Origin of the sequence: Streptomyces sp. NPDC059169, from assembly GCF_042755225.1 — a bacterium.
Taxonomy (GTDB): Bacteria; Actinomycetota; Actinomycetes; order Streptomycetales; family Streptomycetaceae; genus Streptomyces.
On record NZ_JBHZCF010000021.1, the window covers coordinates 103,662 to 116,762 of the forward strand.

Sequence of the window (13,101 nt, forward strand, 5' to 3'; positions counted from 1 at the left end):
GGTCGTTGCCGTGGAGGTGCCCGGAGGCCGTGCCGTCGTGCCGCCGGGGGACCCCTGGAGGCACGACGGCGGACGTCCTCCCTGAGCGGCTACGGCCGCGCGTACGGCCTGGTCATGATCTCCATGTTGTGGCCGTCGGGGTCGTCGAAATACGCACCGCGCCCCCCGAACAAGCGGTTGATCCGGCCGGGTTCGGTGTGGCGCGGATCGGCGTAGTACGTGACCCCGGCCGCCTCCAGCCGGCCGAGCATCGCGTCGAACCGCTCCTCGGGCACCAGGAAGGCGTAGTGCTGGGATTGAACGGGCTCGTCGCGCTTCTCGTAGTAGTCCAGGGTCACGCCGTTGCCCAAGTCCACGGGCAGGAACGGGCCGAAGGGAGCGCCCACCTCCAAGCCCAGGACCGCGGCGATGAATTCGGCCGACAGGCTCCGGTCCGTGGCGTAGACGGCGGTGTGATTCAGCTGGATGGCAGTGGACTGCCCCGCGCCGGGTAGATGGTGACGGTCATGTGGCATGTGCGGATGTCTCTCCTGGTCATGGTCCGTTGAGGGCGCCGTTGCTTGGCGCCGGGGAAGACGAGGAGGAGGGGCGGGGCTCGGGCCCGCCTCGCGCTCACGCCGAGGCCGGGTTACCCACTCGTGCATGGCCTCTGGCCGACCCGGTAGTCACATGATCACTCTACGGTTCTCCGGCGTGCCGGGCAACTCCCGGGCCGATGCACGACATGCCCGAGCCGCCCCGGCCGCCCGGAGGAACGAATCCGCTGGTGGCGCGCGGACGACCGCCCCGGATGCGGTCGCACCGGCCCCCGGTGTCCGGCGTCCAAGGTCCTGGAGCCGGGCACGGGTGGCGGGGTGTGATCCTCGCGGCGCCTCTCCAACGGCTCCGCGCACGCTCCTCGTTGCCGTCGGCACCGCACCCCGTGATCACCGTGGGCGGTGCGTAGCCGGGCGCGCGGTCGTCGTCGTACCGCCACCCGGCACTCCGGTGCGTCGTGCGGAGGAGATATCCGGAAAACGGCTGTCGCGCGCCGCCTGGACCCGGGCGTGCGTGGCAGGGGAGGTGAAGCCGGCCGGAATCGAACCGGCGTCCTCGCGATGGTGGAGACCGCGCGCGACGACCTCTGCGCTACGGTTCCGCCTCGACCGCCATCCTAGGACTCCCGGCCGTCCCGAGTCGCAAACCATCGGTGCGGCTGGTTTCGCTGACCCGTGTGGGTCGGGTAGCGCCGGTCAGTGGCGCGTCACCGGCCGGGCGTCATCGGGCCGTGGCCAGGAATTCGAGCGGCTGTCGCACCGAATCCGGCCCGCGGACCCGGGTGCCGAAGACGACCAGCTCGCAGGCTCCCTCGGTGCGGCAGTCGATGGTGCGGCCGTCGATGCTGGTGAACGTCACCGACAAGGTGACCGTCTCGTCGACCTGTCCGCTGTCGCTGGTCGCCGGCGGTCTGCTGCGTGGGCGGCAGCCGAAGGTGTCGGTCGCGCCGCTGGCACACTCCATGACCACCACGTGGTAGCGCGGTTCGTAGCCGTCGCCCGTCGCGCGCACGGACTGGCCGTCCACCAGGCCTTCGTGGGGGTCCACCCGCAGGGTGGGTGGTGCCTCAAGGCTGCCGTCGGGCTGGAAAGTCAACGGGAGGGTAGCCAGCAGGGCCCCCGTGTTGTCCGTGAGGGCCAGGGAACACGGTTGGTCCGGCCCCGCGGTGCGGCAGTCGACACTGCCGGCGCCGGTACTGAGCTGGGCGTAGAGCTTCTTCGGCGCGGGCGCGTAGGTGCCGTCCGGGTACACGCGGAACTGGCGCCCCGTGGCGTTGTCGCAGGTCGTTGCGGATGCCGAGGGGCCGCACTGCTTGACCCAGACGTAGGCCTTCGGCGGCCCGCCCGTGATGGTGAACGTGACGATGTCCCCGTCCAGCAGCGACGTGGTGCGGTTCGCTTCGAGCCGGGGGCCGCTGGTGATCAGTGGCGTCGCTGCACCCCTCCCCGTAGCGGCGGCCAGCAGTGGCTGCGTGCTCGGCGTGGACTGCAGCTGCCAGGGACCCCACTCGCCGCCCGGTGCCGTCTGGAGGATCTCCCAGGTACGGTTCCTGTTCCACTCCCGCGCCGTCACGTGGAGCCGTCCGTCCTTGAGCTGTTCCACCGTGCTCGGCTGGCCGAGGCCCACGTTCGCTTCCGGCACCCGACCCATGGACCGGACGGGTCCCCAGCCGCTGCTGACGTCCTGCTGGTGCCGTACCTCCATCGCGAGTCCGTCACGCGACCCCGAGGCGAAGGCGTCGATGCTGCCGTCCCGCTCCTTGAACAGCACGACTCCGCCGTGATACGGAGTCGGCGACAGCCCGAAGGGGGAGGGCAGGCTCCAGCCGCCCGTGCTGTCGTCCTCCCGCACATGGCAGTACGAGCCGTAGCTGGGGAACAGGACCTCCAGTCTGCCCGCCGCGTTCTCGACGGCGGAAATCGTGTAGTCCTTCGGCCCCACGGTTGCCGCACCGACCCGCTGCCACGGCCCGAACGGATCCCCCGGAGCGCCCTGTTCGCGCTGCCAGACGAAAGGCAGGCCCCCGCTCGCGGAGACGTCGTGGAAGAGCTGGAACTGGGCGATGCGGCCATCAGCGCGGTCCACGGACACCAGACTGTCGGATACCGGCGTGCCCGCACGGCCCTCGGCAGTGGAGTCGGTGGAGCACGCGCCAACAGTCGATGCGGCAGCCGCAGGATCCGCCTGTGACGCTGCCGGGACCACCAGGGCACCGGCGCAGGCGAGCATCAGCACGACCGCGCCACGTCTCAGCGCTCCCGTGCGCGAGCCGCCCCGTGTTCTTCGTCGTAAACCCATGTACTCCCGTCCTTCATCGACATCCTTGGCCATGGACATCCTTGTGGTCGGCTCGTGACACTGCCAGCGGCAACTTCAGCCAGCGTCACCGACGGATACAAGCCGCCGTGTGGTACCCCGCGTGCGGACCGGGACACCGAGTCCGGCCGCCGGGAATCCTGTTCCCCAGCGCGGGTGAAACCCCGGCGCCGACCGGACGGGAGGGCCGCACCGCGTCCGTACGGTCGGCATAGTGACGGGTCTGCGCACCGTCCTCGAGGAGGAACCCCATGCTCGGCACCGACTTCCGCACCGGCTCTCCCAACTGGATCGACCTCGGCAGCCCGGATATCGACACGGCCGCCGCCTTCTACGAAGCCGTGTTCGGGTGGCAGATCGTCTCCGCCGGCCCCGAGACGGGCGGGTACGGGTTCTTCACGAAGGACAGGAAGATCGTCGGCGCTCTCGGGCCCCTGACCGAGGAAGGGGCCGCGTCGGCCTGGACGACGTACTTCCGCAGCGACGACGCACAGGACACCGCCCGCGGTGTGCGTGCCGGTGGTGGGGCCGTACGCGTCGAGCCCCTCCAGGTGGGAGAGGGACGGCTGGCCCAGTTCACCGACCCCCAGGGAGCGCAGTTCGCCGTGCTGCAGTCGGGAGCGGGGCTGGAAAGGACGTCGGAGGACGACAGCCTGGTGTGGGTGGAGTTGCACGTCGACGATCCCGAGGCGGCAATCCGCTTCTACGCCGGGCTGTTCGGCTGGCGCTCGGAGGAGATGCAGGTGCCGGGCATGACGTACCGGGTGCTCAGCATCGAGGAGGGCGACCGGCAGGAGGGATCCTTCGGGGGCGTGGCACCGCTCTCGGGCCGACCTGGGGAGGAGGCCCGCTGGGTGCCGTACTTCGCGGTGGCGGACGCGGACGCGACCGTCCGCTCGGTGCAGGAGAACGGCGGCGCAGTGCTCATGCCCGCGTCAGACGTACCGGACGTCGGACGGATCGCCTGGCTGGCGGACCCGGGCGGGGCGGTGTTCGCCGTGCTGAAGCCGCGCCCGCGTCAGGGGTGAACACCAGGGGTGGTGAACGCGCGACGACGAGGGCTCGGCGCCGGCACGCCGGTCGACCGGTGCCGCCGGCCCCAGCACGTCCCTGCCCGGGACCCGCTGGCGCCGGGTCCGGCGGACACCGGCGGCGGCCGTCAGCGACACCGGACCCTCGTCGCCCCGGCACCAGGAGGTCCCATGCCACCCGGCACCAGGAGGTCACACGGGGCCGGGCCCACCGGGATGGATCGCGCCTGCCGTCGTCGCCAGCGGGGCCCCGCTGCCGCCCCACCGCAGGGCGATGATCTCGGCGGCCACGGACACGGCGACCTCCTCCGGCGTGCGGGCCCCCAGATCGAGTCCGACCGGTGAGCGCAACCTGGCCAACTGACCGTCGTCCAGACCTGCTTTCTGAAGGCGCGCCGTGCGGTCGTCGTGCGTGCGGCGGCTGCCCATGGCACCGATGTACGCCGCGGGACGGCGCAGAGCCTGCTCCAGCAGCGGCACGTCGAACTTCGGATCGTGCGTCAGGACGCAGACGACCGTGCGGGAATCGGTCTCGGTGCGGTCCAGATAGCGATGGGGCCAGTCGACCACGACCTCCACGCCTTCCGGGAAGCGCTTGGGCGTGGCGAACACCGCACGCGCGTCGCACACCGTCACCCGGTAGCCGAGGAAGACGCCCATCCGGGCGACAGCAGCCGCGTAGTCGATCGCGCCGAACACCAGCATCCGCGGCGGCGGTGCGAACGAGTGCAAGAACACGGCGATGTCGTCCTCCCTGCGCTGCCCCTGCGGTCCGTAGTGCCGCAGAACCGTCGCGCCCTGGGCCAGCTCGCCCCGTGCGTCGGCGGTGACCGCGGCGTCCAGGCCGGACGCCCCGAGCGAACCGGCCGTGTCATCGGGCCAGACGGCGAGGGCGGCGCCGCGGAGGGCGGGCCCTTCGGTCACCGTGGCGACCGTCACGGGACGGTGTGCCGCCACGGACTCGGCGACGGCACCGAACGACGGATCCGTGTCGGGGGCGACGGCCCGTACGAGCAGGGTGATCTCGCCGCCGCACGTCAGCCCCACGGCGAACGCGTCCTCGTCGCTGTACCCGAAGGTGCAGAGCCGCGCCTCGCCGTCGACGACGACGTCCTTCGCGAGCTCGAAGACCGCGCCTTCGACGCATCCGCCCGACACGCTGCCCACCACCTCGTCGCCCGGGCCGACTCCCATGGCCGCTCCGGGTCCGCGCGGTGCGCTGCGGCTCACGGCCACGACCGTCGCCAGACCGAACGGCTCGCCCGCCGCGTACCACCGGCTCAGCGCCGGCAGGATGTCACGCATCCTCGGCTCCTTCCGCCACTCGTTCCTCGTGCACGTTCACCTGCTTCCCCCGGTCGCGGGGGCACCTCCCCGGAAGTTCGCCCGGGTGGCCCCCGCAGCGGACGGTGCCGCAGGGAGGACGGGGCTGTGCCCGAGCGGGAGGCGTGTGCCGGGCGCCCTGCTCGCCTGTCACCCCTGGGGCGCGGCCTCCTGCCCGGGTGGTGTCGTCCGGGCGACCGCGGTGGGTCACCCGTGGTCGCGCTGCGGAGGCGCGACGGCGGGCGGGCAGCCCACCCGGTCCGCCGCACGCGTAGCCCGCCCCGGTCCGCGTACCCCGCCGCGGTCCGCGCCATCCTCGCCGCTCAGTCGACGGGCCAGGTGTGGGCGGGGGCGTTGAGGTGCATGTACTCGATGTACTGCTGGGTCATGCGCCGCAACGCCTCGTGGTGGCTGACGTGGGCGGTGTCGTCGATCTGGTGGTACATCTCCGCCTGCCAGACGGCCCCGTTCCGTGCGGTGACGCACCGCTGCTCGATGATGCCCAGCAGGGGCTCGCGCCACGCGCCGTCCATGCCGGAACGTTCGAGTCCTTCGTGGGCCATGGGCAGCAGCCGTCGCAGGACGAGCTCCGCGACCGGTACCTCGCCCATGCCCGGCCAGTACAGCCGGGCGTCGATACCGTGCCGGGCGGCCGTGTGCAGGTTGTCCTCGGCCGCCGAGAACGACATCCGGGACCAGACGGGCCGCTCCTCCTCGACGAGCGCGCGCGTCAGTCCGTAGTAGAAGGCGCCGTTCGCCAAAACGTCGGCGACCGTGGGACCGGCGGGGAGCACGCGGTTCTCCACCCGCAGGTGGGGCTTGTCGTGGGTGACGGCGTAGACGGGGCGGTTCCAGCGGTAGATCGTTCCGTTGTGCAGAGTCAGCTCGGCGAGTTCCGGCGTGTCGCCGCCGTCCAGGGTCTCCATCGGGTCCTGGTTGTCGCACAGCGGCAGCAGCGCGGGGAAGTAGCGGAGGTTCTCCTCGAAGAGGTCGAAGACGCTGGTGATCCACCGTTCCCCGAACCACACGCGCGGGCGCACGCCCTGCACCTTGATCTCCTCCGGGCGCGTGTCCGTGGCCTGCTCGAACAACGGGATGCGGGTTTCGCGCCAGAGCTCCTTGCCGAACAGGAAGGGTGAGTTCGCCGCGAGGGCGACCTGCACGCCCGCGATCGCCTGTGCCGCGTTCCAGTAGTTCGCGAACTCGTCCGGAGAGACCTGCAGATGGAACTGGGTGCTGGTGCACGCCGCCTCGGGCGTGATGGTGTCCGCGTAGGTGCGCAGCCGGTCCACCCCGTCCACCGCGATCCGCAGATCCTCACCGCGGGCGGCGAACACCTGCTCGTTGAGCAGCCGGTACCGGGGGTTCTCCGAGAGGGCTCCCTCGCCCACGTCGGACTGTCGCAACGTGGGCAGGATCCCGATCATGGCCAGGTGCGCCCCCACCGCCGCGGCCCGTTCCTCCGCGTGGTTCAGGGCGTCCCGGATCTCCTGCTCCCAGGCGTCGGGGCCGCCCGCCGTCAGCCGGCGCGGTGGAATGTTGATCTCGAGGTTGAACCGGCCCAGCTCGCTCGACCAGGCCGGATCCGCGATCGCCTCCAGTACGTCGGTGCTCCGCATCGTGGGCTCACCGCGCGGGTCGACGAGATTCAGTTCGATTTCGATGCCCACCTGTGGGCGTTCGTACTCGAAGCGCGCCTCGCGCAACATCAGCGCGAAGGTGTCGAGGCACTGCTGCATCTTGTTCCGGTAGCGTCGGCGGTCGTCACGCGTGAACACCAGCGCGGGGACGTCTCGGCCCATCGGCCCTCCCGCATCTACTCGGGCCCGCACCCCCCGCCTCTCAGCCTCCCACTCCCCGGGAGCCGCGACCAGCGAGAGAGGTATTCGATCTTGGGGGAGTGGCCGTGGACCGGTGTCACCGGTGGCTCCCGTTCGGCCGGGACGGCATCGTACGACCGGCGACGGCGCCCCGCACGTCCGCGCTTCCGGCGGCGGGAGAGGTGGCCGGTGGCGCGACGGAGCGCGCGGGGCACCGAGGTCCGCGGCGAGGATCCCCGCCGACGGCGCGGGCCCGCCGAGGCCCACGGCACATGCCCACGGGGGCGCTGACGCGGACGGAGCACGGTAGGGCATCCGGCACGGGAGACCGATGGGGTCCGCTGACTGACGCCCCATCACCGACCGGTGTGACGACATGCTTTAGGCGACGTTCGAGTGATGTGTGGTCCAGAATGCAACTGCCCGAGGTCCGCCGAGCGCCTTCAGTGGTGTCAGTGACACAACCCGGGAGGCATCCATGAGTGCTGAGCCCCTTCTCACGCTGTCGTCGGCTCTGTCGGAGGGCGGGATCGATCCCTACCGTTTCCCCGGCTCGTTCGACGTCGACAGCTACCCGGCCGTGACGCCGCTGGACGACGACGACCTCCTGCCGCCCCCGGACCCGAAGCGGCGACTGCCCCTTCCGCTGGCGGCGCACGACAAGCGCCGACTGGAGCTGCACGTCGCCCTGACCACTGCGGGGGTCGCCCCGCTGCCCGGCGACCTGGAGGCCATCACGATCCTCTGCGGGCTCGACGACGGCACCGTCGAAACCGTCCTGCGGTGGATCACCACGGCACGACCCCGGTCTTCCTCCGCCTGTTGACCGCAGCGCCAGCGCACCGGACCGAGCCCGCGCCCGGCCGACCACCCCGTCCACGTCGACCGGGCGCGGGGCGGCAATGCGGGCGTCCGGCCAGTCCGGAGCGACGGCCGGGACACGCCCCCTGCCGACCCGTGCATCGGCACTACAAGGGACGGCGACGGCCGGGGAAGCCGGCGCTGCCGAGGGCACGCCGCTGCACAAGAGCGGGTGACACGGCCCGGGGGCTGCCCGGCGCGCGCCGAGGCGTCGCCGCGTGTGGTCGGCCCTGCGGCTCCACGGTGCCGGGTGCGCGGTCCGGCCGGCAGATCGGTGCCCGGACGAGGTGTGGTGGTGTGCGACCGCCGGCCACCCAGGACGGCCACCCAGGACGTGGTGGCGCCGTTAGGCTCCCCGGATGGACATCCCCACTCCCGCAGAGATCCGTGCCCTGCACGAGAAGTACGCGCCGACCTCTGAGGCGTTCGAACTGGTCCACACGCACTGCGAGATCGTGTGGCACATCGCCGAGCAGCTCATCGTCGCGTCGGGTCTGGACGTCGACGCCGAACTCGTCCGCGCCGGGTGCCTGCTCCATGACATCGGGGTGTACCGCCTCTTCCACCCCGACGGGCGCTTCGACCGGCAGAACTACGTGCGCCACGGGCTACTCGGTCACGAACTGCTCGCCGAGGAGGGGCTCGCGGAGGAGGTGTGCCGGTTCTGCTCCTGCCACACGGGCGTGGGGCTCACGAAGGAGGACGTCGTTCGCCAAGGGCTCCCGATCCCGCCCGCCGACTACGTGGCCGTGTCGGACGAGGAGAAGCTGGTGATGTACGCGGACAAGTTCCACAGCAAGTCGCAACCGCCGCGTTTCCTGTCCGTACGGACGTACGCCAGCAGTATCGGACGCTTCGGGGCGGACAAGGTCGCGGCCTTCCACACCTTGCGGTCCGCGTTCGGCGACCCCGATCTGGCCCCCTTGGTCGCGGTTCACCGGCATGCACTGACGTGAGGCGGCACATCGTGAGGCTTGTGCGGCGGCCGACCGGGGCGGCTGGCTTGCGGGACGGCCGGAGGCGCCGCGGCGGGCCCCCGCGCGCGTCAGCGGCCCGGGCCCGCGCCGTTCACGCGGCCCTGCGGGAAACGGCACCGGTGCACCCCGTGCCGCGTGGGCTCCTCGACGCGTTGCGGGACGCGGCCGCCGGGTGACCGCCACGCGGGGTGCGTAGCGGTGACGGCGCGGCTGCACGGCGGGAGGCGCCCCGTCCCGCCTGGGGCGATCTCCCCGCCTAGGGCGATCTCCCCGCGCGCACGATCTCCCCGCGCGCACGATCTCCCCGCGCGCACGATCTCCCCGCGCGCACGATCTCCCCGCGCGCACGATCTCCCCTGCGGGGAGGGGAGTCGAAAGGACGTCATGAGGTTCCGTCGGTCTGAGGTGCCATGCGTCACACCGCGTCGGTGCAACGCGGTGCCGCCGGCCGTCGTATTGGTCCTAGAGATCCGCGCGGCACCGCTGGTGAGCGCGGGGAGCGACCGAGGAGCAGCCGCATCATGAGCGCTAAGACGCGTCCGACCCGCTCACGCCGCAGGCGAGGCACAGAGCGACGCCGACTGGTCGACTATCCTCGCCACGGCAGACGCGGCGTCCGGCGCTGGCTCCCGTCCTGGCGGCTGGTCGGCGGTACGTTCCTCACCCTCGTCGGTGGGGTCCTCGGCCTCTTCGCCGCCGTCTACGCCTACGTCGACGTCCCGAGCGAGAACCTCGCCGCGCGCCAAGAAGCCAACGTCTACTACTGGGCGGACGGCAGCAAGATGGTGAGCGTCGGAGCAGTGAACCGGCAGAACGTCCCGCTGGCGAAGGTTCCGGTAGCCGTACGGAACGCGGCCATAGCGGCCGAGAACGCCGGTTTCTACTCGGATTCCGGAGTCTCGTTCACCGGGCTCGTGCGGGCCGCCGCCAACATGGCGAGGGGGCGTGAGACACAGGGTGGTTCCACCATCACCCAGCAGTACGTGAAGAACACCTACCTCTCGCAGGAGCAGACGCTCTCGAGGAAGGTGCAGGAGTTCTGCATCGCGCTGAAGATGGACAGCCGGAAGTCCAAGGACGAGATCCTGCAGGGCTATTTCAACACCAGCTGGTTCGGTCGCGGCGCCTACGGCATCCAAGCCGCGTCCGATGCCTACTACGGCGTCGGCGTCGATCAGTTGAATGCCAGCCAAGGCGCCTTTCTGGCCGCCCTGCTGAAGGGCGGGAACGACTACGACCCAGCGCTGAGCGAAGCCAACCGGAAGCGCGCGGTCGAACGCTGGTCCTGGATCCTCGACCGGCAGGTGGAGCTGGGCATGATGACGGTCCGAGAGCGTGCGAAGCACACCGTGTTCCCCATGCCCCGAGCGCAGTCCATGGCGACGAACCTGAGCGGCCAGACCGGATACCTCGTCGACGTGGCCAAGCGGTACGTGAAGAAGCAGACGAGCCTCACGGACGCCGACCTGGACCGCGGTGGCTACCGGATCTACACCACTTTCGACAGGCGCGCCGTGCAGGAACTCGACCGGGCCGTCAAGGACGTGGTCGCCCGTCACATCGACCCGAGGGCCAGGGAGGAGGACCGCTACGTCGAAGTCGGTGCGGCCTCGGTGCGGCCGGGGGACGGAGCGATCACGGCGATCTACGGCGGCCGCAACGCGACCGAACACTTCACCAACAACGCCGACACCTCCGGCGTCCCCGCGGGTTCGGTGTTCAAGCCGTTCGTCCTCGCCACCGCGCTCCAGCACGGTGTCCTCGCCGAGGGCGGCGCCGTCCAGCCCGTGTCGGCGGACAGCTTCTACGACGGCGCCGGACGGCTTTCCGTGGGGTTGTCCCCCGTGAGCCGACGGGATTCCTTCGTGTCCCCGCTGGCCGCATTCGCCCGGTTCACGACCCTGCGCGAGGCGATGGTTCAGTCGATCAACGCCCCGTTCCGCAAACTGGGCACCGATGTGGGCCTGGGGCGCGTGGAGGACATGGCCGTCGGGGCCGGGATGCTCAGAAGCAGCATGGCCCCCCACAACAAGGAGTTCCCGCTGGGCACTTCGTCGCCCAGCGCCATCAGGGTGGCCGGTGCGTACGCAACGTTCGCGAGCGAAGGGGTTCGCCACGACCCGTATTCGGTGACCCGGGTGGTGAGGGGGGACGAGACGGTCAGTGGACTGGGGAAGCCGGCGGCACGGCGGGTCATGGACAGGGGCGTGGCGCGCGACGTGACGGCGGTGCTGCAGGACGCGGCGGGAAGGACCCGTGCAGCTGCGGCCGCGGGCACCGTGGGGCGGTTCGCCGCCGCCTCCACCGGAGAGGGAGACGTGCAGCGGGCCGCGTGGTTCGCTGGCTACACGGAGAAGCTGTCGACGGCCGTCACGATGTTCCGGTCGCAGCCTGGTAAACCGCTGCTCCCGATAGGCGGCACGGGCGGTGAGGGATCACGGAGGGGCAGTGTCTTCCCGGCGCAGATCTGGTCCGAGTACACCGGGAAGGTGTCGCCGTCCGGTCGGTAGGGCAGCGCTCCGTGGCGGACGCCGCGGGGACGGGGCAGCTCGTCCCCCACGAGCCCCACCGGACGGGACGCATGAGGTTGGGCGCCGACTCCGGTGGGGCGACGAACACGCGGGCGGCGGCCTGTACCCGGCCGCGTGGAGCCGGCCCGCCGCCCGCACCGGACGTCGGCGATCGGTCAGCCGGCCGCAGCGACCGCCGGGGTGACGCTCAGATGCGGGCGCGCGAGGTTGTCCGGCTGCAGGATGAGCTGGAGCTCCTCCTGCGTCAGCAGACCCTTCGCGAGGACGAGTTCGTGGACGCTCCGGCCGGTCTCCAGGGCCTCCTGGGCCACCGCGGTCGCCTGCTCATAGCCGATGTGGGGGTTGAGCGCGGTGGCCAGGCCGATCGAGTGGGCGACGAGGCCCGCCAGGTGGTCCCGGTTCGCGGTGATGCCGGAGACGCACCGCTCGGCGAGCGTCAGGCATCCGGCCCGCAGGTGCGTGAGGCTCTTGAGCAGGCTGTGGGCGATGATCGGTTCGAAGGCGTTGAGCTGGAGCTGACCCGCCTCGGCGGCCATGGTCACCGCCACGTCGTTCCCGATGACCTCGAAGGCGATCTGGTTGACCACCTCCGGGACGACCGGGTTCACCTTGCCCGGCATGATGCTGGAACCGGCCTGGACCGGTGGAAGGTTGATCTCCGCGAAGCCGGCCCGAGGCCCGCAGGAGAGCAGCCGCAGGTCGTTGCATGTCTTGGAAAGCTTGACGGCGATGCGCTTCAGCACACCTGACAACTGCACGAACGCGCCGGCGTCCTGCGTGGCCTCGACGAGGTCGTCGGCGACGACCAGCGGCAGCCCGGTGATGCTGCGCAGGTGCCCGGCGGCCAGGGAGGCGTACTCGGGATGGGCGTTGAGGCCCGTGCCGATCGCCGTACCACCCAGGTTGATCTCGCGGATCAACGCGCACGCCTCGGTGAGGCGTTTGTGGTCCTCTCCCACCATGACGGCGTACGTGGCAAATTCCTGACCGAGGGTCATGGGTACGGCGTCCTGCAACTGGGTGCGGCCCATCTTCAGCACGTCCGCGAATTCCTCGGCCTTCGCGGCGAACGCCGAGCGGAGCACCTCCATCGCGTCGAGCAGCCGTCGGGTGGTGAAGTCGAGCGCGATCTTGACGGCCGTCGGATAGACGTCGTTGGTGCTCTGCCCGGCGTTCACGTCCTCCAGGGGGTGCAGACGCCGGTACTCGCCTTTGGGGTGGCCGAGGAACTCCAGCGCGCGGTTGGCGATGACCTCGTTGGCGTTCATGTTCGTGGAGGTGCCCGCACCCCCCTGGATCACGTCGACCACGAACTGGTCGTGCAACCGCCCGGCCCGGATGTCCTCGCAGGCACGCACGATGGCCTCGGCCTTGCGGCCATCCAGCAGGCCGAGGTCGCGGTTGGCGAGGGCCGCCGCCTGCTTGACGCAGGCGAGGGCGGTGACCAGCTCCGGATAGGCGGAGATGGGGGTGCCGGTGATGGGGAAGTTCTCCACCGCCCGCAGGGTGTGGACGCCGTAGTAGACGTCGGACGGAACGTACCGGTCGCCGAGCAGATCGTGCTCGGAGCGGACCTCGGGCTGGTCGTGCTTGGCCATGGAGGCGCGGACTCTCCTGTCGGGATGCATGGGCTGCGCGGGGTGGACGAAGGGGGATGTGAGGCGGGCCCCCGGGAGGGCGGGGGCCCGCCCGGTCTCCGTGGGGG

The 13,101-nt window shown here is 71.1% G+C and carries 9 protein-coding genes and 1 tRNA gene; 4 read left to right on the forward strand and 6 right to left on the reverse strand.

Annotated elements, in window-relative coordinates; all coding sequences use genetic code 11:
• Nucleotides 1-89: 89 nt before the first annotated feature.
• From ACFXOM_RS30890 to ACFXOM_RS30900, 3 genes are all read right to left on the reverse strand, one after another.
• Complete coding sequence (locus ACFXOM_RS30890) at nt 90-515, reverse strand: VOC family protein (protein WP_384941493.1); 426 nt, start codon at nt 513-515, stop codon at nt 90-92.
• Nucleotides 516-1,063: 548 nt separating this feature from the next.
• Nucleotides 1,064-1,138: transfer RNA gene (locus ACFXOM_RS30895), tRNA-Trp, on the reverse strand.
• Nucleotides 1,139-1,257: 119 nt separating this feature from the next.
• Nucleotides 1,258-2,622, reverse strand: coding sequence for a neocarzinostatin apoprotein domain-containing protein (locus ACFXOM_RS30900; RefSeq protein WP_384944576.1), 1,365 nt, complete (start codon nt 2,620-2,622; stop codon nt 1,258-1,260).
• A 482-nt stretch (nt 2,623-3,104) separates the two neighbouring features.
• Between ACFXOM_RS30900 and ACFXOM_RS30905 the strand changes: the two genes are divergently transcribed.
• Nucleotides 3,105-3,881: a VOC family protein gene (locus ACFXOM_RS30905; RefSeq protein WP_384941489.1), complete on the forward strand. Its 777-nt coding sequence runs from the start codon at nt 3,105-3,107 to the stop codon at nt 3,879-3,881.
• A gap of 195 nt (nt 3,882-4,076) precedes the next feature.
• Here the strand turns inward: ACFXOM_RS30905 and ACFXOM_RS30910 are convergent, their stop codons facing one another.
• Both ACFXOM_RS30910 and ACFXOM_RS30915 read right to left on the reverse strand, forming a co-directional pair.
• Nucleotides 4,077-5,189: an XdhC family protein gene (locus ACFXOM_RS30910; RefSeq protein ID WP_385040604.1), complete on the reverse strand. Its 1,113-nt coding sequence runs from the start codon at nt 5,187-5,189 to the stop codon at nt 4,077-4,079.
• 341 nt (nt 5,190-5,530) lie between these two features.
• On the reverse strand, nt 5,531-7,009 hold the full coding sequence (locus ACFXOM_RS30915; protein WP_384941485.1) for a glutamate-cysteine ligase family protein: 1,479 nt from the start codon (nt 7,007-7,009) through the stop codon (nt 5,531-5,533).
• Nucleotides 7,010-7,505: 496 nt separating this feature from the next.
• Between ACFXOM_RS30915 and ACFXOM_RS30920 the strand changes: the two genes are divergently transcribed.
• The 3 genes from ACFXOM_RS30920 to ACFXOM_RS30930 all read left to right on the forward strand — a co-directional run bounded on the left by ACFXOM_RS30920 (nt 7,506) and on the right by ACFXOM_RS30930 (nt 11,375).
• On the forward strand, nt 7,506-7,853 hold the full coding sequence (locus ACFXOM_RS30920; RefSeq protein WP_384941483.1) for a hypothetical protein: 348 nt from the start codon (nt 7,506-7,508) through the stop codon (nt 7,851-7,853).
• A gap of 394 nt (nt 7,854-8,247) precedes the next feature.
• Entirely contained in the window at nt 8,248-8,844 is a 597-nt protein-coding gene (locus ACFXOM_RS30925; protein WP_384941481.1) for an HD domain-containing protein, read from the forward strand.
• Nucleotides 8,845-9,386: 542 nt separating this feature from the next.
• Nucleotides 9,387-11,375, forward strand: coding sequence for a transglycosylase domain-containing protein (locus tag ACFXOM_RS30930; RefSeq protein ID WP_384941479.1), 1,989 nt, complete (start codon nt 9,387-9,389; stop codon nt 11,373-11,375).
• A 176-nt stretch (nt 11,376-11,551) separates the two neighbouring features.
• Here ACFXOM_RS30930 and aspA read toward each other — a convergent pair whose 3' ends face one another.
• Nucleotides 11,552-12,994, reverse strand: coding sequence for an aspartate ammonia-lyase (gene aspA / locus ACFXOM_RS30935; protein WP_384941477.1), 1,443 nt, complete (start codon nt 12,992-12,994; stop codon nt 11,552-11,554).
• Nucleotides 12,995-13,101: the final 107 nt, after the last annotated feature.